The following is a 23,754-nucleotide window of genomic DNA, read 5'->3' as shown; positions in this document are numbered from 1 at the left end:
TTAGGAGGTCTGAGTCCGAAAGAGTACCGTGAACGCATGCAATCCGCATAGAACGAATGTTATGTAAAACAAAATCGAGTAAGCGAAATGCTTACTCGATTAAGTCCAACTTTATGGGGTCACTCTAGAAACACTGGGGCGGCTTTTTGTTTATTCGTATTTTAAGCGGTGTTTGGCAAAAGCATAGGCGATGAGGCTCTCAAGAGCGGCAAATAAAAAGACGACGAGGGAATCCTGTATGGTAAACCGGGCGAAATGATTCATTTCATAGGCCAATGTGTTTAAAGCAAAGGCATTTTCAATGAAAGGAATGATTTGCTGGGCACAAGTTAAAAATCCGACCATGGTCAATGCCACGGAGAACAAGGTCACGCCGCCTAAGGATTTCATACGAATGCTTAAAGCGGAAAAAACAAAGACGGCGGGTATGGCAAGAAGAAAGCTCGCGAAGAAGTAGTAGAGATAAAGGGAAAAATCCACGGTGCCGAAGCCGCAGACGAAACGGCCGGACAGGATGAAGCAGGAAAAGAAGAAGATTTGGGCGATGAGGATAAGCGCAAGCGCCAGGAAACATTTCGCAAAAATAAACCGGCTGTGTTTTGCGCTGCTGAGACGGATAAAATTTAATCCCGCTTTATGCTCCACTTGCCACAAGAGGGCGACGATGATGGCGATGAGGGGCACATAGAAAAAAGAGAAGTAGAAGAGGGCGATCTGGGTGAATAAACTTTCCCATTCATGGGTGAGCATGGCGCGATTGCCCATGTAATTAAAGGTGCCGAAACACGTCGCCAACAATGGCACGACGAGTATGGTCAAGAGAAGGGGCAGCCATTTTATTTTCTTGACCTCAATTGAAAAAACAGAAAACATAATTCCTCCTAAATGGTTTTGTCGCGGCGGATGCGCGTGTGTTTTTTAATAATGAATAGGCAGATTAATAAACCCGTGAGGGATGCGGCCAAGGATGGCCAAGGAACGGGATTCATCACGCGGTGAAATCCTTCGCTTCCCTTGACGAAGGAAATGCTCAAAAGGGAGCTGTACCATGCGAAGGGATTGATGAAAGTGAGCGCCCTTGAAGTCAGCATGGAGAGAATACCAAAAAGAGCTCCGCCCATGGACAAGAACAGGGTAAAGTAAGGGCTTTTGGCCCGCGTATCCAATAGAAGAAAGAGGGCGACAAAGGCCGAGGTAATAAGCCACTGGCTGCAAAATGCCACGGTCACGTGGGCGCTCGCCACTTGGGACAAATGAAAATGATCGGAACGGGCGGCCATATGAAGAATCAATGCCCACTCAACCAATTGAAGAAGGAAGAGACGCAGACTGAGCCACGACCATTTTCTCATGAGAAGGGTCGACGGCTCCACGCCCAGCATTTCCTGGAGCTGAAACATATTGTTTTTTTCTTCGATTTCCACCACTTTTTTCACCAAAGAGGAAAGAAGCACCGGGTTGAAGATCAACTGAAACAGAAAGTAACCATCTAAAAGAGAGAAAAGGGGATAGATGTCTTGACGAAAGGAATGTTCAAATGCTATGACCCCCAAGACGGGAACGTGAACACATAGCATGAGAAACAGAAGGGGATAGAGGCCCAAGCCTTTGTATTTTCTCGATTCTGTTTGAATCATAGTCTCTCTCCCCTCTCTGTGTCTTGAATGAATAAGGCTTCCAAGCTTTCCCGCTCCTCTTCGATGCGGTAAATGTCTACATAAGGGCTTAGGGCGCGCACCGCCTTCGCCACATCGCTATCGGTAGGGTGGTTTAAGATCAGTCGGTCGCCGCGAATTTTGCATCCCAGGGAAGAAAGGACCTCCGCGGCCTTTTCATTGTCCGATGTGCGAATGGAAAGAATCGGCGGGTGAAGGCGACGATAATTTTCCAAGGTGCCGTCGTAGATCAAATGGCCTTTTTGAAGCATGGCGATATGGGTGGCGATTTTTTCCACTTCGTCGAGAATGTGGGATGAAATTAAAATCGTGGTATTCTTCTCCACCGCCAATCGCTGAAAGAGGTGGCGCATATCCAGAGTGCCTACGGGATCCAGGCCGTTAATGGGCTCATCTAAGATTAAAAGCTTCGGCTCGCCGATAATGGCCATGGCGATGCCCAGTCGCTGCTTCATGCCCAGGGAATAGGTTCGCACCTTTTCGTTCGCCTTTGCTGCGAGGCCCACCGCCTCCAAAGCCGGGAGAATTTGCTTTTTGTCGATGCCCTTTAAGGTGCAGAGAATGGAAAGATTCTCATGTCCCGTGAGATGATCGTAATAGGCGGGACGCTCGATGAGTGCGCCAAGTTTGCGATTTAGCGTCTTTTGATTTTTCGGCACGACCTTTTCGCCGAAAAGCACCATGTCGCCGCTATCTCTTTCGATGAGTCCCAAAATAGACTTCATTAACGTGGATTTTCCGGCACCGTTTGGGCCGATCAAGCCGTAAATGGCACCTGACGGCAAATCGAAGTGATCGATGTCCAATACTTTTTTGCCGCGATAAGTTTTGCTTAGATTGTCAATGGTTAATAGTTTGCTCATAAAAGCCTCCTTTTGATCCCATTGTAAAAAGCGAAGCTAACGAAACCATGGACAGTGGATCACTTTTAGATCACAAAAGAAGAAGGCGCCCTTCGCTATGATAAAATAGAGGCGAAAGGGGCGGTAGAAGATGAATAAAAAGGAACCGGTTATTTTAATCGTAGACGATGAAAAATCACTGCTGGATCATTTGGAAGCCTACCTGCGCGAGGCGGGCTATCCCTCCGTAAAGACGGCGTCGAATCTGGCCCAGGCGCGCTTTCAGCTGGCCAATCACCACGTGGATCTCATGATTTTAGACATCATGCTGCCGGACGGGAGCGGCATGGATCTTTTAAAATCCCTGCGCCGAGGATCCCATCTGCCGGTGATTATTCTGTCGGCTTTAGACGGCATCGACGACAGGCGGGAAGGCTTCGAATCGGAAGCGGACGATTACATCGTAAAGCCCTTTCTCGCGGAAGACCTTCTGTGGCGGGTGGAAGCTGTGCTCCGCAGAAGCTTCCGCGAAGAGAAAAAAGGCCCGATTGATTTAAACGGCGCCCTCTTCGATCCGGCGAAGGGCACGATTATTAAAGAAGGCGGGGAAGAGAAACTCACGGCGAAGCAGTATAAAATCCTGGCCCTTCTCGCCAATCACTTAAACCGCATCGTCTCCATCGATCAAATCATTGACGCCGTGTGGGAAGAATCCTTCGGCTACGAAAACACACTCATCACCCATATCTACCGCCTGCGGGAAAAATTGGAAGACGACCCCTCCAATCCCACCCGCCTGGTGACGGTAAAGGGCTTGGGCTATAAACTCATGGGAAAGCAGTAGGGGCTCAACAATGTTTCAGTTTATATTAAAAAAATTACGCCGCTTCGTTTTGTTTACAGTTGCGTTTTCCCTGTCCTTTATTTTTCTGATTTTTCTTATTCTTTACATAAATTACAATGTAAGTAAGCAGTACGTAGAGCCTGACAGTGTCCACGATTACATCATGGAAAATAAAGAAGACGGGCTGTTTTTTACAACGGCAAACCGAAAATTTCTAAAAGAAAATAATCTCTGGGCCATTCGCGTTGGAGAACAAGGCAAGGTCATTGAGTCCTTTCAAAAGCCTTCTGAAATTCCGGAAACGTACAAACTGACCGATGTGGCTCGCTTTACCCGTTATTATTTAAAAGACTATCCCGTCATGACGTACATCGTCGGCGACGATCTTTTGGTTATCGGGTATCCCAAGGGAACACTGGATAAGCTGCCTTTCAACTACTACAGCGCAGAGCAATGGCTTTTAAACGTGGATTTGGCACTGATTTTTTTATTAGGCTATCTATTTTTCCTCTTTTTTATGTACAGAAGGGAGCGGAACAATCTCTTCAAAAAATTGTTCCCCCTTCAAGAGGCATTGGAGGAAATTTACAGTGCCCATTACACACCCTTGGATGAAACGGGCCCCTTAAAAGAAGTCTACCACGCGGTTAACGACGCCAATGCCCGCTACGTGCAGCTGAATAAAAGCCAGAGCCAATGGATTCGCGGCATCAGCCACGACGTGCGAACGCCACTGTCGAAACTTAGCTGGGGGCTGAATGATTTAAAAACCGACGAAAACAAAGAAGCAGTGAAAGCTCTGGAAGACGAAATTATGCGCATCAGTAAAACCATTCAGGATCTCAACGATACCTCTCGTCTTCAAACACTCAGCGACGAACGATTTATTTTGCAAAATCCGGCGCCCTTGCTCAGAAAAATTATCGTGGCGCAAATGAATGAACACGAGGATCGACGCATTTTATTCGACAATCAATTAAGTGAAGATGCAAAGATCAATATGGACAGCCATTTGTTCAGCCGCATGATCGATAATGTCATCAGCAATAGCATCAAGTATCAGCCGGGAGATATTCACGTGGCCTGCAGGGAAACGGAAGAGAGCATTCACATTACCCTGTGGGACAATGGCGGCGGCGTGAAAAAAGAGGTGCTGGATCGCCTGGAACGGTCGGATTCGGCTTCTGTTTACGTTCACGGCATGGGGCTTTTGATATCGAAGCAAATTTGCCGATTGCACGGCGGAAAAATGAAAGCGTGCAATATAAATGGGGGATTCAACGTCGCATTTATCTTGCCGCGAAGGCATTGAATGCAGATAAATACAATATCTCCTTATATTGACAGGTATACTTACTCTTGATAACATGGTAAAGGATTTAAGGAGGTACGGACAAATGAAAGTTTCTATAATTATGGGTAGCTATAGCGATAAAGAAATCGCCTTTGACGTCATTGGCGCTTTAAAAATGTTGGAAATCCCCTACGATGTCGTGGTTTACAGTGCGCACAGAACGCCCAACGAAGTAGTGGATCACGTGAAAAAGCAAGAAGAAGCCGGCACGGAAGTGTTTATTTCCATCGCGGGAAAAGCCGCTCACTTAGGTGGGGTCATTGCCGCCCACACGACGCGGCCGGTTATCGGCGTGCCGGGGAAAACATCCGTCGGCGGAGGCATGGATTCTCTTCTTTCTACGGTACAAATGCCTTCCGGCGTGCCTGTGGCTACCGTCGCCATTAACGGCGGAAAAAATGCCGGCATTTTAGCGGCACAAATTCTGTCCGTCGGCGATGCGGCCATTAAAGAACGACTCCTCGCTTACAAAAAACAATTACAAGACGAAGTAGTTGAGATGAATAAAAAACTGGAGGCTGATCTTCGTGGCTAAAATGAAAAGTGATGTAGAGATTGCACGGGAAGCCCATTTGGAGGAAATCCAAACCATTGCCGAAGGTTTGCACATTCCCAATGAAAAATTAAAGCCCTACGGCCGCTACATGGCAAAGATCGAAGGCCGCGCCTTTGAGGACCACGATGGGCCGCGAGGAAAGCTCGTCCTCGTTACGGCCATTAACCCGACGCCGGCGGGGGAAGGGAAAACCACCACCAATATCGGTCTCGCCATGGCCATGGAAAAGATGGGCAAGTCTACCATCAGCACCTTGCGGGAGCCGAGCCTGGGGCCGGTCTTCGGGATTAAAGGCGGCGCGGCCGGCGGCGGCTACGCACAAGTTCTGCCCATGGACGACATTAACCTCCACTTTACCGGCGATTTTCACGCCATTACCAGCGCCAACAATTTAATTGCCGCGGCCATTGACAATCACATCCACCAAGGAAACGCATTGGGCATCGACCCGAAAAAAATCTCATTCAAACGTGTTTTGGATATGAACGACCGCGCCCTTCGAGAAGTGATCGTCGGCATGGGGCCGAAGAAAAACGGTGTGATGCGTCAAGACGGCTTCGACATTACCGTAGCATCGGAAATCATGGCGATTCTGTGCCTCGCCCGGGACTTGGAAGACTTTAAAGCGCGCGTCGGACGAATCATTATCGGCTACAGCTACGACGATGCGCCGATCTACGTCAAGGATCTTGAGGTAGCCGGCGCCGTCACCATGCTCATGAAAGATGCGATTCTGCCGAATTTGGTACAAACCATTGAAAATACGCCGGCGATTATTCACGGCGGGCCCTTCGCCAATATCGCCCACGGTTGCAATTCCATTATCGCCACGGAAACGGCCCTGCACCTTGCGGATTACACCATTACGGAAGCGGGCTTCGGTGCCGATCTCGGTGCGGAAAAGTTTTTAGACATTGCAGCGCCTGAAGCAGGCTTTACGCCCGATTGCATCGTGGTCGTCGCCACGGTGCGCGCGTTGAAATACAACGGCGGCGTGGCCGTAAAGGATTTAGGTGCAGAAAATGTAGAGGCCTTGAAGTCGGGCTTTGTCAATTTAAAGCGCCACGTGGAAAACATGAAGAGCTACGGCGTGCCCGTGGTTATCGCCATTAACAAATTCCCCACGGATACGGAAGCCGAGCTTAAAACCATCGACGAATTGGCCGCCGGCTTAGGCGTCGACGTGGCTTTATCCGACGTATTCAGCAAGGGATCAGAAGGCGGCATGGCACTGGCCGAAAAGGTCGTGGCCCTCTGCGAAGCACCCAATGACTACGCGCCACTTTACGACAGAAACCTGCCTGTGGAAGAAAAAATCGAAATCATTTCGAAGAAAATTTACGGCGCGAAAGATGTCGTCTATTCCGATGAGGCCCTGGCCATGATCGCGCGCATTAAAAAGCTGGGTCGAGATGACCTGCCTGTGTGCATGGCAAAGACCCAAATGTCCTTTACCGACGATCCCACGAAGCTTGGGGCGCCTGAAGGATTCACCATTCACATTCGCGACATTCGTCTGTCCAACGGCGCGGGCTTTATCGTGGCCCTTACCGGCGCGGTCATGACCATGCCGGGACTGCCGAAAGTTCCCGCCGCCAACGGCATGGACATCGATGCCCACGGCGTGATTACCGGCCTTTCATAAGAGGTGATTATGAACTATTCTTCAAAAATTCAAAGTGAAAGCATGGACGCCTTATTTGACGCCATATTGTCCCTGGAAAACAGAGAAGAGTGCTATCGTTTTTTCGAAGATATATGCACCATTAAAGAATTAAAAGCTATCTCTCAACGTCTGGAAGTGGTGAAACTTTTGGTTTCCGACCAAACGTACCACGCCATCGAACAAGAAACCGGCGCCTCCACGGCGACGATTAGCCGAATCAATCGGGCGCTGAATTACGGTGCCGACGGGTACCATTTGGTTTTGAAGCGGTTGGGTTTTCTTGACGAGAAAAAAGAGGATAAAAAGACAAAATAAAAAATCGGATCCTGCGGGGTCCGATTTTCTTATGAAAGACTTATTTGTTTTTTAATTGCTCGACGATTTCTTTTTCCGGCGTCACCGTCATGGTGGAAAAGTCTGTGTAGATGACAAGGCCCGGTTGATTGGAAGGATGGCGACGAATGAATTGGCGCTTCGTGTAATCCACCTCCACATGGCCGGACTGGCGGGCGCGACTGTAATAGGCGGCGAGCATGGCGCCTTCATAAAGGGTGGCCTCGCCGGCTTCTTCGCCGTCGGTTTTTACGATAACGTGGCTGCCAGGTCCGTTTTTCACGTGGAACCAGATATCGTCTTTTCTCGCAAATTTCAGCGTGAGCTCCTGATTTTGGCGATTGTTTCTGCCGACGTACATGGGAAAACCGTCGGACGATGTGAAAGTGAGGTATGTCGGCACTTTCTTTTTTTTCTTTTTGTTTTCGCCGTGGCCCTTGTATTTTTTCTTCAGGAAATCTTCCCGAAACTCTTCCTGTATGGCGTCTACTTCGTCAATGGATTCGGCATCGTCCAGATTATAGAGCATGGCATCCAAATAGCGAATGGTGTTTCGGTTTTTGTCGATGCGATCGGCGAGAAGCTTCTCCGCGTGTTTTAATTTCGTGTACTTTTTATAATAATGTGCTGCGTTTTGAATGCCGTCTTTCGTCTCGTCTAAAGGGATGGTGAGGGGATTCATGTCGTCGTAAAAATTTTCTAAAGTGACTTCCACGGCGCCGCGCTCAATTTTCCACGCATTGGATGAGATTAAATCGCCGTAGACCTTGTATTTTTGGCGATCTTTGGCATCCCTCAGCTCAAATTCCATTTTCTCTTGCTTGTGAAGGGCCCGCTCCAAATGGTTTTTGATTTGTTTGTTTAGATTTTGGCTCTTTTGACGCACCCTGTCTTCCAAGACGCGGGCGGAGAAGGTGTGATCCAAAAGGGCCGAAGGGCCGTCGTAGAAAATCTTGCTCCCTTCCGGGTAGTGGGTTAAATTAACGGATGAGAAGGCGATAATGTGGCCTGCCTCCGACACGCTTTGGGGCTTAAATTGAGACGCGCTGATTTCGGAAAAAAGGGAGTGAAAGCCGTGGTATAAATCATCGGCGGAAAAAAGCTTCACCGGATCCTTGTCGCTTCCCCCGGCGCGATAGGCGATTTCTCTCGCGATAAGGGGCGAGACACCTAAGTAGCTACGAATGAAAAAGTTCTTTACCGAGGTGTTTTCATTTTCGTTTAGTCGCGCCATAAAGGTTTCTTTCGTTTCCTTCAGGGGATTGGCCCGATCCACAATGCCTTCCAGCGTATAGCTTCCCCCGGGGAGCACCTCCCGCACCCGGCTCATGGAGCGATTGATGCGTTTTAAGGCATCGAGAATTACATTGTTTTCGTCGAGAAGAATAATATTGGAGTAGCGGCCCATCATTTCGATGACGAGCGTCTTTTCCACTCGGTCGAAAAGCTCGTTAAAACCGTCGACCTTGATCTTAATGATGCGGTCCATTTCCACTTGCTCGATGGCCGTAATGGTGGTCGATTCCAAATGCTTTCTGAGTAGCATACAAAAAGCCGGCGGCGTTTGCGGATTTTTAAATTTTTTCTCCGTTAAATAGGCGCAGGGATTATTGGCAGAAGCAGAGAGCAGGAGACTGCCTCTGTCCGTCTTGCTCCTGAGATTTAAGACCAAGGTGTCGTCTTGCGGCTGGTAGATCTTGTCGATTTTGCCTCCGGTAAAACGACTATTTAATTCCTCGGCCACCGCCTTTGTCATCGTTCCGTCGTAACTCAATGAATACCTCCCTTTCTGTCCTCGGGTCGTATCATGTATAATACCATAGAGGAGGCGTCTATGAACAGTATGACGGGCTTCGGCTCAAGCGAAATCGTTAAGGACGGCGTAAAGCTGAACGTGACGGTGAAATCGGTAAATCACAAAAATTTGGATATTCGGATTAAAGGACTGGCGGAAGCGCCCGCTCTGGAACAACTGGTGAAATCCGCCATTGCCAAAGAGACGAAGCGTGGCCACTTCGATGTGTTTGTGCGCACGGAAAGGGAATCGAATACGGATTTAAGTTTCGATCCCGAGGCCTACGCTTTTTATGAAACGCTCCTGAGAGAAAAGGGGGCTTCCCGGCCCGGGGAAGTGGCGTGGCTTTTGGAGCGGCCCGGCGTCATTAAACAGGGAGGCGATGAAGCCTTTGATTTAGACGAGGCTTTACTCACGGAGGCCTTCGACGCTGCCCTTAGGGATCTCTTACTTATGCGCAAAAAAGAAGGGGCGAATTTAAAGCAAGCACTGGAAGGCCATTTGGCAACTTTGGGCAGCTATGTGGAAAAAATTCAATCGGCGGCTGAAGCGGAAAAGGCGGAAGAAAAAGACGGATTTCGCAAACGGGTGAAAGAAATCATGGGCGAATACCAATTGGATCTGCCCCGTTTCTCCACGGAGCTGGCCCTGCTCTTTGAAAAAATGTCTATCGAAGAAGAAATTGCCCGTTTGATATCTCATATCGACCAATTTAATGTTATAATGAACGATAAAGGTTCTGTCGGTCGCAGATTGGATTTTCTCCTGCAGGAAATGTTCAGAGAAGCCAATACGATCGCGAGCAAATCCAGACATTTGGGGATTTTACACGACATCGTTGAAGTGAAAACCCTCATTGATCATTTAAGAGAACAAATTGCAAACATAGAGTAAAAGACAAGGCGGGTGTCAGGTGTCAAAAGGATTTTTATTGGTATTGTCCGGTCCTTCGGGTAGCGGAAAAGGTACGGTCAGCGAAGCTTTAATGGCGAAGAATCACGAAGTGAAATTTTCCACATCGGTGACGACGAGAAAGCCGAGATCAATGGAAGTGGACGGAGAAAATTACTTCTTCAAGACGGAAGAAGAATTTAAGAAAATGGTAGAAAACGACGAGCTCTTGGAGTACGCCCATGTGCATACGAATTACTACGGCACGCCGAAGGAATTTGTATTTCAGGAAATTGAAAAGGGCGAAATCGTCCTTTTGGAAATCGATGTACAGGGCGCTTTGCAAATCAAGGATAAATACAAAGAGGCCGTGTTTATTTTCCTCCTGCCGCCTACCATGGAAGAGCTGAAGCAACGCATCGTCAACCGCGGCACCGAAAGCGAAAAAGACATTGAAACCCGCTTTGCCAATGCCTTTAAGGAGCTTGATTTCGTCGGAAAATACGACTATTTCGTCGTCAACGACAAGGTGGAACAAGCGGTAAAGGATATCGAAAATATTATTGCTGCGGAAAAGCTTCGGGTGAAGCGATACAAGAACATTAAAAAGGACATTGTGGATAGAAAGGCGATACGATGAACATTTTATCTTTTGGCGAAATCTCAAAAATTACCAATAGCCGCTACGCACTGGCAACTTTGGTTTCCAATCGAGCCAGGGAATTGGTGGACGGTGAAGAAACCCTAATCGATACGGAATTGGAAAACCCCGTGTCCATTTCTCTGGAAGAAATTAATCAAGGCGCCGTAAAATTCACCAGCAAGGAACGTTTCGAAGAAATCATGGCGGAAAAAGAGCGCCGCGAAGAAGCCCTTCGCAGAGAGCTCGCCATGGCCGAAGGGGAGGAAACGGCGGATGAAGAATAAGCACGTTCTTCTCGGCGTCACCGGCGGCATTGCCGCGTACAAGGCGCCGGCCATCGTGAGCCGATTAAAAAAACTCGGCATGGAAGTGAAAGTGGTGATGACAGAAGGTGCCACAAAATTTGTCACGCCGCTAACATTTCAAACCATGAGCAATCAGGTCGTTCACGTCGACATGTTCGATCAATTGAACAATATGGATGTGGAACACATTGCCCTGGCCAAGTGGGCCGATGTCATGGTCATTGCACCGGCCACGGCCAATACCATCGCCAAATTGGCCTACGGCTTGGCCGACAACATGCTTACCACCGTGGCATTGGCCACGAAAGCGCCCATTCTTATCGCACCGGCCATGAACACGCAAATGCTCCGCGCCGAGGCCACACAAGAAGCGCTGAAGGTTTTGGAAAACCGCGAACAATATGAAATTCTTCCCACGGCGGAAGGGCTCCTGGCCTGCCAAGATGTAGGCGAGGGAAAAATGGCGGAGCCGGAAGACATTGTGGATTACATCCTTATGGCCCTTACAGAAAAAACCTTACTGGGCGTCGATATTACCGTCACCGCCGGTCCCACCAAGGAACGGATGGATCCGGTACGCTTTATTAGCAATCACAGTACGGGGAAAATGGGCTATGCCATCGCTACGGAGGCGGCGGCACGAGGCGCGACGGTGCATTTGATTTCGGGCCCGAGCCAATTAAAAGTGCCCAAGGGCGTGGACTTTATTCCCGTGGAATCCACCGACGACATGTTTAAAGCCGTGGAAGCGAAGTTTGACGCCACCGACGTGTTGATTAAGTCGGCGGCGCCCAGCGATTACAAGCCAAAAACCTACGCCGCGGAAAAGATCAAGAAGCGAGAAGGCGGCCTTATGGCCGTGGAATTTTCGCCGAACCCCGACATCGCCAAACACTTTGGCGCCATGAAGGGGGACCGGGTCATCGTAGGCTTTGCCGCTGAAAGCCACAATATGTCGACTTACGCAAAAAAGAAATTGGAAGAGAAGAACTTTAATTTTATCGTGGCCAATAATATTACCGAGGCCAAGGCCGGTTTCGGCAGCGACACGAACCACGTGCATATTTTTTCCGCCGACGGCAGCGACGAAGAGTTGCCCATGATGGATAAAAGTGATTTGGCCGCCGCCATATTGGACCGGGTAGAGAAAGACCTGAAAAGCTAGAACATTCTAGCTTTTTTTGTATTATATGGAGCCACTATGATTGTAGATGTGTATGTAGACAAAGCCTTGCCGCAAATCGATCAACTTTATTCCTATGCCTACGAGGGCGAGGATGCTTCCATTGTCGGCAAGCGCGTCATCGTTCCCTTCGGTCGCGGAAATAAGCCGGAGACGGCGGTGGTTTTAAGAACGGGCAAGGACGAAGGCAAGGAGCTGAAATCCGTCATTCAAGTGCTGGACAGGCGGCCTATATTAACACCATCCGCCATTGCCCTGGGCATGAAAATGCGGGAGATCTTCGTCACATCCTATGTGCAGGCCTTTCAGCCACTTCTTCCGAAATACGTCTTAGGCGGCGTGGAAGAAGTGGCGGTCAAATTAATGGACGACGAGGAAACGGCGTCTGTTTTCCAGGGAGAAGAAGCCCTGTTGACGGAAAAAATTCCGACGGAATCATTAGACCGACTAATCGAGGCGAGAAAAGTCGCCATTCGTTTTCGCGGCACACAGCCCGTGAAAAAAAGAGTCGTTGAAAAATATGTGGCCTGTGAGGATTACGACGGCCCCATGACCGAGAAGCAGGCCGTGGTTTTCAATCTGCTGAAAAACCGCCCGCTTTCAAAGGGCGAGATTTTAAAACGAACCGGCCTCTCATCAAGTCCCGTGGACAACTTAATAAAATACGGCGCCATCGCCCCGGTGGACCCTAAGGACATTCCTCCCGACGAGGCGCCGCCATTGCGGGAAGATCAGATCGCATCCATTGAGACAATCGCTTCATCGAAGCGGCCCGTTCATCTTCTCTACGGAAAGACGGGAAGCGGCAAGACGGAAGTCTATATGCAATTGGCACAACGGGCCATGGATGATGGAAAGTCGTCTCTGATTATCGTTCCGGAAATCGGCCTGGCCACGCAAATGGTGCATCGCCTGTCGGCGCGCTTTCCCGGGAAGGTGGACATCCTTCACTCCCGTCGTTCCGAAGGCGAAAAAGCTGCAGCGTGGATTCGGCTGAAAGAAGAGCCTGGGCGCATCGTCGTCGGCGCGCGTTCGGCGGTATTTTCTCCCGTGCCTGAGCTGGGCTATATTTTTATCGACGAGGAACAGGAAGAAAGCTACGATTACCGTGAAGGCCTGCGCTACAATGTGCGGGACGTGGCGGAAATGCGGGTGCGCTTTGAAGGGGGCAAGGTCATCTACGGCTCGGCGACCCCTTCGGTGATTACCTACGCTCGCTGCGGAGAAGATGTAGAGCTTCACCGACTGGTGGGGGATCCGAGAAAGACGGAGGCATCGCCTGTGGAGATCGTGGACATGCGCGAAGAGCTCTTTAAGGGAAATATTGAAATCCTATCCGAGCGCATGGTAGAAGGCCTTGAAGAAGCATTAAAGGCAAAAAAGCAGGCCATTCTCTTTATTAATCGCCGGGGCTACAGTCAATTCGTAAGCTGCAGAAGCTGCGGTCACGTCATCGAATGCGATGCCTGCGATATTTCCATGGTCTACCACAGAAGAACCCACCGCCTCCACTGCCACTACTGCGGCAGAACCAAGCCCATGCCGAAAACCTGTCCCGTCTGCGGCAGCGAGTATTTAAAACAGTTCGGCATCGGCACGGAACAGGTAGAGTCCTGGATAAAAAACAAATTCCCCGAGGCCCGAGTTTATCGCATGGACAAAGACACCATGGCACAAAAGGGCAATTACGAAAAAGTCTACGCCGCCATGAACGAGAAAAAGGTGGACATTCTCGTGGGAACGCAAATGCTCGCTAAGGGCTTTGATTTTGAAAATGTGGTCTTTGTCGGCGTGGTGGCAGCGGATTTATCCCTCTTCGTCTCCGATTACAAGGCCCAGGAAAAAACCTATCAGCTCCTCACTCAAGTGGCGGGCAGAGCCGGACGAGGCAAGCACAAGGGCTGCGCCGTAATCCAAACCTATAATCCTGAAAATTACAGCATCCAATATGCTAAAGAGCGAAGCTACGAGCCTTTTTTCCATCGGGAAATGGAAGAGCGCAAGCGCTTTTTATATCCGCCCTATGTCCATTTGGTGAAGCTCCACATTCGCGGCACGGGGGATGTGGATCAGGTGGCCATGAACTGGAAAAAAACCCTGGAGGCTATCAACAAACACGAGCAATTCGACATGCTTGTGGCCAATCCCGTGGAGCAGCCGAAGATTAAAAATAAAAGACATGTGTCGATTTTGGCAAAAGTCTGGCCAAAGGAGTTTCGGCCTCTATTAAAGGCATTAAAACGGGTATTGATGTATTACTACCGTACGCAAGGGGAAAAAGAGATTACCATAAGTTTAGAAATAGATGGATAGATTAACAGAAAAGGAAGTGAAGAATGGCTAAATTACAAATTCGCATCGACGGGGATCCCATATTACGCAAAAAATCAAGAAAAGTTGAAACCATCGACGAAGATTTACGCCGCCTCGTCGACGATATGTACGAAACCATGTACGAGGCTCAGGGCGTGGGCCTGGCCGCCGTGCAAATCGGCAAATTAAAACAGCTCATCGTTTTGGATGATTACGAAGGAGCGAAGATGGTGCTCATCAATCCCGAACGGGTGGCGGAAGAAGGCTCTTCTGAAGCTCTGGAAGGCTGTTTAAGCGTGCCGGAGCGTATGGGCAGGGTGAAACGTTATGAAAAGATCAAAATCAATTACACCGACATTGAAGGGGAAGAGAAAACCCTGGAGGCGGAAGATTTTCTCGCCCGAATTATCCAACACGAAATGGATCATTTAAACGGCATCCTCTATACGGATTTAGCCGATGAAATGTACAATGTGGATCCTGCACGAGAAGGCGAGGAAAAGGAATGATGAAGGCCGTATTTTTCGGGACACCGGATTTTGCCGTGCCCACCCTCAATGCCTTAAACGACATTTGCGACGTGACCTTGGTCGTTACCCGAGAAGACAAGAAAAAAGGGCGTGGAAAAAAGCTTTTACCTACGCCGGTAAAAACCCGCGCCGAAGCCTTGGGCATCGAAGTTTTTCAGCCCCATAGTTGCAATACGGAAGAAGCCCTTGAAAAATTAAGGGCACAGGATGCGGATCTGTTTGTCGTGGTGGCCTACGGACAGATTTTATCGGAAGATGTTCTGGCTTTGCCGAAAAAGCACATCGTCAACGTCCACAGCTCTCTGCTCCCGAAATATCGCGGCGCGGCGCCCATGCAATGGGCCATTTTAAACGGCGATGAAGAAACGGGCGTGAGCCTTATGAAAGTGGAAGCCGGGCTTGACAGCGGCGCTGTCTATGATGTTAAGAAAACCCCCATCGGCGATAAAAATTTCGGCACCATTCACGACGAATTGGCGGGTTTCGGTGCGGATTTAATCCGTGCATTTGTCGCTGATCTTGAAAAAGGCGAAGTCACGTTTACGGAACAGGATCACGATGCGGCCACCTATGCGGCAAAAATCGACGACGAACTTTTGGCCTTAAGCGCCGAAGAATTGACGGCGGAGGAATTTGTTAGAAAGATTCGTGCCTTTTCGCCGGAGCCCGGTGCCCATTTCCTCTTCCGCGACGAACGCCTGAAGATTTACGACGGTGAGGTAAGCGAGGAGGCAGTGGCAACGGGCAGGTACAAGGCCACGAAAAAGAAGCTTTGGATCGGAACCAAAGACGGCACCGTCCTCTTAAAGGAAATCCAACGGCCCGGTAAAAAGCGCATGGCCATCGGTTCCTACTTGGCCGGCGCCCACTTAGATGAGGAGGGAGAAATCTAATGTACGGCATGTACTACAATTTAGACTATCTCATTTACATTCTTCCCGGCTTTCTCTTGGCCCTTTACGCCCAATCGAAAATCAAGACAAACTTCGATAAATACAGTCGCGTGTCCAATAGAGAAGGCCTTACGGGCCGCTCCGTGGCGGAAATGATTTTGAAAAGCCACGGCATATATGACGTGCGCGTGGACCGCGTCGGGGGAAGTTTAACCGACCATTACGATCCCTCTCATAAAGTCTTGCGCCTCTCGGATCCCGTCTACGACTCCACGTCCATTGCGGCCTTAGGCATTGCCGCCCACGAATGCGGCCACGCCATTCAGCACCACGAAGCCTATGCGCCCCTTAAATTCAGAAACGCCATCGTTCCGGCGGCGAATTTAGGGTCGAACCTTTCCTTTTTCTTGATTTTTATCGGCCTCTTTGCCTTTGAGCCGTTGATCAAATTAGGCATCGCCCTTTTCGCCATTACCGTCTTGTTTCAATTATTGACCCTGCCTGTGGAATACGACGCCAGTCACCGTGCCAAGGTCATCTTAGCCAACGGAGTCTTATCCGGCGAGGAAATGGTTGGGGTAGAGCGCATTCTTTCCGCAGCGGCCCTCACCTATGTGGCGAGCCTCCTTACGGCCATCGGCACCTTGCTCCGGTTCATGTCCTTGGGAAGGAGACGGGACTAATGAGAAATCCTCGTTTTCTCGCATTGACCACTTTGGAAAAAGTGGAAGCCGGCGCCTTTATTCAAGAGGCCTTCGATCCCAAAGGCTTGAAAGATGTGGATCGAAACCTGGCGGAGACCATTGTTTACGGCACGGTACAAAACAAACTTTTTCTGGACCATGTCATCGATCGCTTCGTGAAAAAGCCTGAAAATCTCGATCAAAACATAAGACAGCTTCTGCGCATGGCCCTTTACCAAATGCACTTTTTGGACCGCGTGCCGGATCATGCCGTGGTAAGTGAAACCGTCAAAATGGCAAAGGTCATTTCAAATGTGGGCGCAGCCGGACTGGTGAACGGCGTCTTGAGACAGGTGATCCGCCAAAAGGAGGATGCCTTCCACATTCGCGGCGAAGATGAAGTGACTCGCTTATCCGTCACCTACAGCTTTCCGAAGGAGTGGGTTGTTTATTTTCAACAACTCTTAAAGGACGAGACGGAGGATTTTTTAAAATCCACCTTCAAACCGGCGCCTTTAACACTTCGCCCCGTCTCCGTAGATCTTGCCTCCCTTATGGCAGAACTTGAAGAAGCGGGCTTTCACTGTGACGCGATGAAGTCTTTTCCTGCGGCGGTGGTAAAAAAACCGCGAGGGCTTTTTGAAACCTCTGCTTATAAAGAAGGCAGATTCTACGTTCAGGATGCGGCGTCTCAAGAGGTGGTCGGCTTATTTACGCCGGATAAGGACGCGGAAGCCATGGATCTATGTGCCGCTCCCGGCGGCAAGAGCTTTCAAATGGCGGAGCTTTTTTCCCATGTGGACGCCTTTGATTCCTCCCCGGAACGGTTGATGCGAATGGAAGAAAACATCCGCCGCTTAGGCTACAAGAACATCGCCACGGCGGTGCGGGACGGCAAAATGCCCTTGCCGAAGAAAAAATATGACCGCATTTTGGTGGACGCTCCCTGTACGGGCCTTGGCCTGATCCGGAGAAAGCCCGAGATCAAATACCGCGTCGGAAGGGAAGATGTGTTGCAACTGGCCCGGGTGCAAAGACGCCTGCTGGAAAATGCCTACGGCGCGTTAAATGACGGCGGCGAATTAGTCTACAGCACCTGCAGTGTCACCGTGGAAGAAAATGAAGGCGTTCTTCATTCGTTTTTGACGGATCATCCCGAGTGCCGATTAAAGGAAAAAGGAACGCGCTACTGGCCCCATCGCCACGGTACCGACGGGTTTACCATGGCCTGTATCGTAAGAAAGGATGCCTAATGCATTGGATGGAAATGACGCCGGAGGAATTAAAAGCCTATGTAACCACCTTCGGTGAAAAAAGTTTTCGTGCAACCCAGCTCTTCGAAGGAATTCACGGTCAGCGTAAGGCCTTGGAGGAACTTTCGAATGTGCCCGATTCTCTGAAACAGGCTCTTCCTGCGCCCCTTCGCGGCGTAAAAATCGTAAAGCGGCTGGCATCGAAGCTGGATGAGACCAAAAAATACCTTTACGAATTGGAAGACGGGGAGATCGTCGAAGGGGTCTTAATGAAATACCATTACGGCTACAGCCTGTGCGTATCGACACAAGTCGGTTGCCGCATGGGATGTAGCTTTTGTGTGTCCACATTAAAGGGCCGGATTCGTGATCTCACGCCCTACGAGATGCTTTCTCAGATCTATGCCGTGGAAGAAAACGAAGAGGTTTCTGCGGGAAACATCATCCTTATGGGAAGCGGCGAGCCCTTGGATAACTACGACAATGTGCTTAGGTTTTTGAAGCTTCTCCACGATTCTAAGGGAAAAAACATGAGCTACCGCTCCATGACCATTTCTACTTGCGGCCTCGTCGACGGCATTCGCCGATTGGCGAAAGAAGGCTTGCCCATTAATTTAGCCGTAAGCCTTCACGAAACGGATCAATCGGCGAGAGAGGCGCTCATGCCTATCGCCAACCGTCACCATTTAAGCGAACTTTTCCCGGCCCTTAGGGATTACTGCGACGAGACGAAGCAGCGAATCACTTTGGAATACACATTGATTCAGGGGAAAAACGATCAACCGAGAAACATTCGGGAAATGAAAGCACTGACAAAGGGCCTATTGTGCCATGTGAACTTAATTCCACTTAACGACACGGCCCATTTTTCCGAGAAAAAACCGTCGAGGGAGCACATTCTCAGGTTTCATCGAGAGTTGTCTCAAAGCGGCGTATCATGTACAATACGTAGAGAATTAGGCAGTGATATTCAGGCCAGCTGTGGACAATTAAAAGCGGGTTCTGAGGCCATAAAGACAAGGTGATACTATGATAATTTCTGCTTACACCCACATCGGTGGCAGGGAAAACAACGAAGACAGTTACTATGTGGATCCGAAAAAGCGCTTCGCCATCTTGGCTGACGGCATGGGCGGCCACGCGGCAGGCGAAAAAGCCAGCGCCTTGGCCGTCAATCGATTAAAAGAGGTGCTTTCCGTTTCCGTCGAAAACGAGCGGGAGCTTTTGGATCTTTTAAATAAAGGCGTTCACGATGTGAACCAAGAGATCTTCAATCAATCGGCAGCCCATTTAAAATACCGTGGCATGGGAACGACTTTAAGTTTGATTTACCTTCTGAAGGGCAAACTCTATTACATTAACATCGGCGATTCCAGAATATACGGTTACGACGACGATCTCTTTCAAATCTCGAAAGACGACAGTTTCGTCAATTACCTCTTAGACATCGGCGACATTTCCGAAGAAGAGGCCCGGGTTCATCCGAAGAAAAATGTCCTGACAAAGGCATTGGGCACCACTCAAGGCGTGGATTTTCAAATTCGGAGTTTGGATACGGTTTTAAAATTTATCATCCTCTGCTCCGACGGCCTTTCCGACGTCGTGGAGCGGGCGGACATTCAAAAAGTATTGGAAACACAAACGGGCGATTATGCGAAGACGCTGGTTGAAAAGGCCCTGGATGGTGGCGGAAAAGACAATATTACCGTCATTGTGCTAGATAAGAGTAGGTGAAGGTATGCAAGGTATGATTTTAGCTGACAGGTATGAATGCCTGAAACGAATCGGAAGCGGCGGCATGGGCGATGTTTACAAGGCTCACGACCGCAGGCTGGACCGAATCGTTGCCATTAAAGTCTTAAAGAGCGAATACAACGAAGACGACAACTTCATCCGCAAATTCCGCCGAGAATCCTTGGCTGCCGCCAGTATTTCTCACCCGAATATTGTGAGTATTTATGATGTGGGCATGGAGACGGTGGCCGATGAAGATGTCTATTACATCGTCATGGAATACATCGATGGAAAGACATTAAAGGAATTAATCAAAGAAGAGGGCATGTTGAGTCAAAACCAGGCGTTGAATTACCTGATTCAAATCGCCGAGGCTTTAAAAATCGCCCACAATAAAAATATTATCCATCGAGACATTAAATCCCAAAACATCATGGTGACCCGAGACAATCGAGTGAAGGTGACAGACTTCGGTATCGCCCGCATGGCGGGAAATGCCACGGTCACCGTGACCAATGCGGTCATGGGCAGTGTCCATTACTTCTCGCCGGAACAGGCGCGGGGGCAAAAAGTCGATGCCAGGAGCGACATCTATTCCATGGGCATCGTGCTCTTTGAAATGCTCACCGGCGACGTGCCCTTTGATTCGGAAAATCCCATTACCGTGGCATTAATGCACGTACAAAACGACATTCCCATGCCATCGGAGCGAAATCCCAGAGTGAGTCCGGAAGTGGACCGGGTGTTTAAACACATGACGGAGAAAAAGCCTTCGGATCGCTACGACAACGTCAGTTTGATTATTGAAGATGTAAAGGCGATTTTGCTGGGTAAAGTTTACGGCGACCGGACACAAACGGATGCGAGAACCACTGTAGTGATTCCCAATACCGGAAACAGAGCCCCGGTTGAGCCGACGACACACACGGATACGGCGGAGCGCGCAAAGAGAAATACGCGGCCCATCCCGGTGAAAAAGCCCAAAAAGAAAAGCAATTCACTGGCAACCATAGGCGGGGTCCTGCTGGCCCTTTTACTCCTCTTCGGCCTGGCCTTCGGCGGATCGAAGATAAAAAATATGCTTCTTGACGGTCAAAAAGGCGAAGCGGTGGAAATGATCGATTTAATCGGTAAAGATGTTTCCGAAGCGAAAGACTTCGCCGCTTCAAATGATTTGAAACTGGAAATAGACGAGAAAGAATCGGATGAGGGCATCAAACCCGGCACGATCTTATCTCAATCGGTGGACGAAGGGGAAGTCTTGCGGCGCGGCGATCAATTCTCCGTGGTCATCGCCAAAGAAGAGGAAAAAGTAAAGGTTCCCGATCTTGAGAACATGACCATCTCCGAGGCCCAGGCTACGCTGAAGACGGCGGGGCTCAATCTCGTCGTAGACAAGACGGAATACAGCGACAGCGTACCGGCAGATCGCATCATCAGCCAAAAGCCGAAATCCGACGAAAAGCTTGCCAAAGGCGAAAGTGTCCACGTGACCATGAGTAAAGGACAAGACGATAAGACGACCGTCGTCCCCAATTTAAAGGGTGTTTCCGTTGAGAAAGCCAAAGCCCTATTGAGAGAACAAGGACTGAAACTGGGCAATGTGGAAGAGAGAGAAGATCTTTCCGTGGGACCCGGCGAAGTCGTTTGGCAACAATACAATAGCGGAAATCAAATTAAACAAAATTCAACGGTAGATATTATCGTGAGCAAACATGGCTCCGGCGGCGACAGCGACGAAGGATCGTCGGTAAGCCACAAAAATCTCTCCTACCGCATTCCGGACGACGGAGACACCCACGAAATCGAAGTGGTGGTAGAGTCCGGTGGCAGCGAACGCGTGGTGAACCACGAAGAAGTGGTCGGTGGCTCCTCGGTATCCTATCCGGTTCAAGGGCGCTCCGGCGATAAAGCCTATATGCGCGTCGACGGCTCCGTGGTTAAATCGGTGAATTTTTGATGAATAAAAAAGGCAGAATCACGAAACTGTTGGGCGGTTTTTACTACGTCACCGCCGAAAACGGCGAAGTGTATGAAACACGGGCCCGAGGCATTTTTCGTCATCAAAAACGAAAGCCTGTCGTGGGCGATTACGTGGAGCTTTTAATTGACGAAGGGGATAGGCTCAATTCCGTAGAAGAAATTTTGCCGAGAAAAAACAGCTTGCTCCGTCCGCCGGTCGCCAATGTAGATCAAATTTTGCTCTTTATTCCCACGGCAAACCCGAAATACAATTTGTACTTGGTGGATAAAATGCTGGCTTATTACGAACAACAAAACGTGCGCATCGTCCCTGTGGTTTCTAAATGGGACTTGGATCCCGAAAAGGCGGAGGCACTCCGAAGCATTTATGAAGCCAGCGGCTACCATGTCATGCATCTCTCGGAGAAGGACAACGAATCGGTGACGAAGCTGGAAGCCATGCTTTTTGAAAAGACCACCGTATTAAGCGGCGTGTCCGGATCGGGAAAGACCACCTTTTTAAATCGCGTACTGAACTTGGATCTCGAAACGGGCACGGTAAGCGAAAAGACCAATCGGGGCAAGCACACGACGCGGCACACGGAAATCTTTACGGGAGAGAAGGGGATGTATTTATTCGATACACCGGGATTTTCCAGTATTGAAATCGACTCCATCGCTTCCGCAGATTTAGACGCACATTTCAGGGAATTTGCGCCCTTTATTCAGTCTTGTAAGTTCCAGGATTGTCGCCACGTGAAAGAGCCGGGTTGCGCCGTGCGTGCTGCCTATGAAAGGGGCGACATCGTAGCCAGCCGCTTTGAAAATTATTTGCGCTTTTACGACGAATTAGTAGAAAAGGAGAATGGAAAATGGCGTTAGTGGCACCGTCGATTTTATCGGCAGACTTTTCAAAATTAGGTGAAGCCATCACATTTTTAGACGGGGAAAAAGTGGATTACATTCACATCGATGTCATGGACGGAAAATATGTACCGAATTTAACCTTCGGTCCGCCGGTCATCAAGGCCATTCGCCCCTTTACCTCCATTTCCTTCGACGTGCACTTAATGATCGAAAAGCCGGAAGATTCCGTCGACGATTACATCGCCGCCGGCGCCGATCGTATTACCTTCCACACCGATGCCACCATTCACGCTCACCGACTGGTCCACCGCATCAAAGAAGCGGGAATCAAGGCAGGGGTGAGCTTAAACCCGTCTCAAAACCCCGAATCCATTCGCTACCTTCTCGAAGACGTGGACCTCGTACTACTCATGAGTGTCAATCCCGGCTTCGGGGGACAGTCTTTCATTTCGTCCACCATTGAAAAGGCGAAGCAGTTAAGGGCCATGACCCTTCGCGAGGATTTGGAAATCATGGTCGACGGCGGAATCAACGAAACCACCGGTGCCGCCATGGTGGAAGCGGGCTGCGACAGTTTGGTGGCGGGATCTTATATTTTTAAACACGAAGATCCCCGCGTCGCCATTAATGCATTAAAACGCCTATGAAGCGGGGCTTAATTATTACCGGCGGGCGGCGCCCGTCGAAGGAATTATTGGATCGGGAGATCCGTTGGGCCGACGGCATTATCTGCGCCGACAGCGGCTACGACGCTTTGGCCCACGTGCCGGAAAAATTAAAGCTGGTTATCGGCGACTTCGACAGCTCCCATCGCTTGGCGGAACTGAAAGAAAAACAGGTGCCCATTGAAGTACTTCCGCCCATGAAAGACGAGACGGATACGGAAATGGCTCTGACACGTATGTTGGCTCTTGATCCCGAGGAAATTCATGTTTTAGGCGCCACAGGCAGCCGCTGGGATCACAGCGTGGCGACGATTTTTTCTCTTGAAGCCTATGTGGATGAGAAGGCGACGATCAGCATGATCGACGAAAACAATCGCCTGCGCCTCGTCGGCCCGGGCCGATATCACCTGGAGCAACTCGGCTTTCACTACGTGAGCTTCGTTCCCGTTACCGATGCCATCGAGATTACAACGGATGGCTTTAAGTATGAGGTGGATCATTTAACGCTTTACAGAAAAAAAACCCGCGGCGTCAGCAATGAATTGCTGAAGGAGGCGGGGGAAGTGACACTACATGAAGGCAAAATGCTTATTATTCATTCAAAGGATGGATAGATAGCCCATCTTGTCAATAAAAAAAGGTTCTATGTCAACCATTGGGGAGTCTAGTGAAAACTAGGCTCCTTTTTGTTTTCCTAAAAGCCATCCATCACCGATCTTTTGAACAAACAAAGAGTAATTTGGTTCGAAAATGATGAAAGTTTTGC

General features: G+C 49.5%; 24 protein-coding genes. 20 read left to right on the top strand and 4 right to left on the bottom strand.

The features are described 5' to 3' along the window. Nucleotides 1-150: 150 nt before the first annotated feature. From KO087_RS08250 to KO087_RS08240, 3 genes are read right to left on the bottom strand one after another with little or no spacing between them, the layout of a single operon-like run. Complete coding sequence (locus tag KO087_RS08250; RefSeq protein WP_215508789.1) at nt 151-873, bottom strand: ABC transporter permease; 723 nt, start codon at nt 871-873, stop codon at nt 151-153. A gap of 8 nt (nt 874-881) precedes the next feature. Beyond that, nucleotides 882-1,637: a hypothetical protein gene (locus KO087_RS08245; protein ID WP_215508788.1), complete on the bottom strand. Its 756-nt coding sequence runs from the start codon at nt 1,635-1,637 to the stop codon at nt 882-884. After that, nucleotides 1,634-2,539 carry an ABC transporter ATP-binding protein gene (locus KO087_RS08240; protein ID WP_215508787.1) on the bottom strand — a complete coding sequence of 302 codons (906 nt, stop codon included), beginning with the start codon at nt 2,537-2,539 and terminating at the stop codon, nt 1,634-1,636. The genes KO087_RS08245 and KO087_RS08240 overlap by 4 nt, the downstream gene beginning before the upstream one ends. Nucleotides 2,540-2,669: 130 nt before the next feature. Between KO087_RS08240 and KO087_RS08235 the strand changes: the two genes are divergently transcribed. The 5 genes from KO087_RS08235 to KO087_RS08215 all read left to right on the top strand — a co-directional run bounded on the left by KO087_RS08235 (nt 2,670) and on the right by KO087_RS08215 (nt 7,253). Further along, complete coding sequence (locus tag KO087_RS08235) at nt 2,670-3,362, top strand: response regulator transcription factor (RefSeq protein WP_215508786.1); 693 nt, start codon at nt 2,670-2,672, stop codon at nt 3,360-3,362. Between the two features lie 163 nt (nt 3,363-3,525). After that, complete coding sequence (locus KO087_RS08230; protein WP_215508785.1) at nt 3,526-4,674, top strand: sensor histidine kinase; 1,149 nt, start codon at nt 3,526-3,528, stop codon at nt 4,672-4,674. An 85-nt stretch (nt 4,675-4,759) separates the two neighbouring features. Then, complete coding sequence (purE, locus tag KO087_RS08225) at nt 4,760-5,251, top strand: 5-(carboxyamino)imidazole ribonucleotide mutase (protein WP_215508784.1); 492 nt, start codon at nt 4,760-4,762, stop codon at nt 5,249-5,251. Nucleotide 5,252: 1 nt separating this feature from the next. Continuing rightward, nucleotides 5,253-6,917: a formate--tetrahydrofolate ligase gene (locus KO087_RS08220; RefSeq protein WP_215508783.1), complete on the top strand. Its 1,665-nt coding sequence runs from the start codon at nt 5,253-5,255 to the stop codon at nt 6,915-6,917. A 9-nt stretch (nt 6,918-6,926) separates the two neighbouring features. Continuing rightward, nucleotides 6,927-7,253 carry a YerC/YecD family TrpR-related protein gene (locus KO087_RS08215; protein ID WP_215508782.1) on the top strand — a complete coding sequence of 109 codons (327 nt, stop codon included), beginning with the start codon at nt 6,927-6,929 and terminating at the stop codon, nt 7,251-7,253. 40 nt (nt 7,254-7,293) lie between these two features. On the opposite strand, the gene KO087_RS08210 is transcribed toward KO087_RS08215, so the two are convergent. After that, on the bottom strand, nt 7,294-9,045 hold the full coding sequence (locus tag KO087_RS08210) for an Rqc2 family fibronectin-binding protein (protein WP_215508781.1): 1,752 nt from the start codon (nt 9,043-9,045) through the stop codon (nt 7,294-7,296). 60 nt (nt 9,046-9,105) lie between these two features. On the opposite strand from KO087_RS08210, the gene KO087_RS08205 reads away from it, so the two are divergent. From KO087_RS08205 to KO087_RS08135, 15 genes are read left to right on the top strand one after another with little or no spacing between them, the layout of a single operon-like run. Beyond that, complete coding sequence (locus KO087_RS08205; protein WP_215508780.1) at nt 9,106-9,960, top strand: YicC/YloC family endoribonuclease; 855 nt, start codon at nt 9,106-9,108, stop codon at nt 9,958-9,960. A gap of 19 nt (nt 9,961-9,979) precedes the next feature. Further along, on the top strand, nt 9,980-10,597 hold the full coding sequence (gene gmk, locus KO087_RS08200) for a guanylate kinase (protein WP_215508779.1): 618 nt from the start codon (nt 9,980-9,982) through the stop codon (nt 10,595-10,597). Beyond that, nucleotides 10,594-10,884, top strand: a complete 291-nt coding sequence (gene rpoZ, locus KO087_RS08195; RefSeq protein ID WP_215508778.1) for a DNA-directed RNA polymerase subunit omega — start codon at nt 10,594-10,596, stop codon at nt 10,882-10,884. The genes gmk and rpoZ overlap by 4 nt, the downstream gene beginning before the upstream one ends. Next, on the top strand, nt 10,874-12,070 hold the full coding sequence (gene coaBC / locus KO087_RS08190) for a bifunctional phosphopantothenoylcysteine decarboxylase/phosphopantothenate--cysteine ligase CoaBC (protein WP_215508777.1): 1,197 nt from the start codon (nt 10,874-10,876) through the stop codon (nt 12,068-12,070). Before rpoZ ends, coaBC begins: the two co-directional genes overlap by 11 nt. Before the next feature lie 36 nt (nt 12,071-12,106). Beyond that, nucleotides 12,107-14,401, top strand: coding sequence for a replication restart helicase PriA (gene priA, locus KO087_RS08185; protein WP_215508776.1), 2,295 nt, complete (start codon nt 12,107-12,109; stop codon nt 14,399-14,401). Between the two features lie 23 nt (nt 14,402-14,424). After that, nucleotides 14,425-14,910 (top strand): peptide deformylase, encoded by a 486-nt coding sequence (gene def, locus KO087_RS08180; RefSeq protein WP_215508775.1) that lies wholly within the window; start codon nt 14,425-14,427, stop codon nt 14,908-14,910. Beyond that, nucleotides 14,907-15,824: a methionyl-tRNA formyltransferase gene (fmt, locus tag KO087_RS08175; protein WP_251374994.1), complete on the top strand. Its 918-nt coding sequence runs from the start codon at nt 14,907-14,909 to the stop codon at nt 15,822-15,824. The genes def and fmt overlap by 4 nt, the downstream gene beginning before the upstream one ends. After that, the gene (locus KO087_RS08170) at nt 15,824-16,507 is read left to right on the top strand and encodes a zinc metallopeptidase (protein WP_215508774.1); all 684 of its coding nucleotides are present in this window, start codon (nt 15,824-15,826) and stop codon (nt 16,505-16,507) included. Before fmt ends, KO087_RS08170 begins: the two co-directional genes overlap by 1 nt. Beyond that, nucleotides 16,507-17,760 carry a 16S rRNA (cytosine(967)-C(5))-methyltransferase RsmB gene (rsmB, locus tag KO087_RS08165; protein ID WP_215508773.1) on the top strand — a complete coding sequence of 418 codons (1,254 nt, stop codon included), beginning with the start codon at nt 16,507-16,509 and terminating at the stop codon, nt 17,758-17,760. The genes KO087_RS08170 and rsmB overlap by 1 nt, the downstream gene beginning before the upstream one ends. After that, a complete protein-coding gene (gene rlmN / locus KO087_RS08160) occupies nt 17,760-18,785 on the top strand; it encodes a dual-specificity RNA methyltransferase RlmN (RefSeq protein ID WP_215508772.1) in 1,026 nt (341 codons plus the stop codon). Before rsmB ends, rlmN begins: the two co-directional genes overlap by 1 nt. Before the next feature lie 4 nt (nt 18,786-18,789). Then, a complete protein-coding gene (locus tag KO087_RS08155; protein ID WP_215508771.1) occupies nt 18,790-19,494 on the top strand; it encodes a PP2C family protein-serine/threonine phosphatase in 705 nt (234 codons plus the stop codon). 4 nt (nt 19,495-19,498) lie between these two features. Further along, the gene (pknB, locus tag KO087_RS08150; protein WP_215508770.1) at nt 19,499-21,454 is read left to right on the top strand and encodes a Stk1 family PASTA domain-containing Ser/Thr kinase; all 1,956 of its coding nucleotides are present in this window, start codon (nt 19,499-19,501) and stop codon (nt 21,452-21,454) included. Next, nucleotides 21,454-22,338: a ribosome small subunit-dependent GTPase A gene (gene rsgA, locus KO087_RS08145; protein ID WP_215508790.1), complete on the top strand. Its 885-nt coding sequence runs from the start codon at nt 21,454-21,456 to the stop codon at nt 22,336-22,338. The genes pknB and rsgA overlap by 1 nt, the downstream gene beginning before the upstream one ends. Continuing rightward, complete coding sequence (rpe, locus tag KO087_RS08140; RefSeq protein ID WP_215508769.1) at nt 22,329-22,970, top strand: ribulose-phosphate 3-epimerase; 642 nt, start codon at nt 22,329-22,331, stop codon at nt 22,968-22,970. Before rsgA ends, rpe begins: the two co-directional genes overlap by 10 nt. After that, the gene (locus KO087_RS08135) at nt 22,967-23,602 is read left to right on the top strand and encodes a thiamine diphosphokinase (protein WP_215508768.1); all 636 of its coding nucleotides are present in this window, start codon (nt 22,967-22,969) and stop codon (nt 23,600-23,602) included. Before rpe ends, KO087_RS08135 begins: the two co-directional genes overlap by 4 nt. The last annotated feature ends 152 nt before the right edge of the window (nt 23,603-23,754 follow it).

This window comes from Peptoniphilus rachelemmaiella (assembly GCF_943169845.1).
GTDB classification, from domain to species: Bacteria; Bacillota; Clostridia; order Tissierellales; family Peptoniphilaceae; genus Aedoeadaptatus; species Aedoeadaptatus rachelemmaiella.
This window is presented reverse-complemented; position numbering and strand designations above follow the sequence as displayed.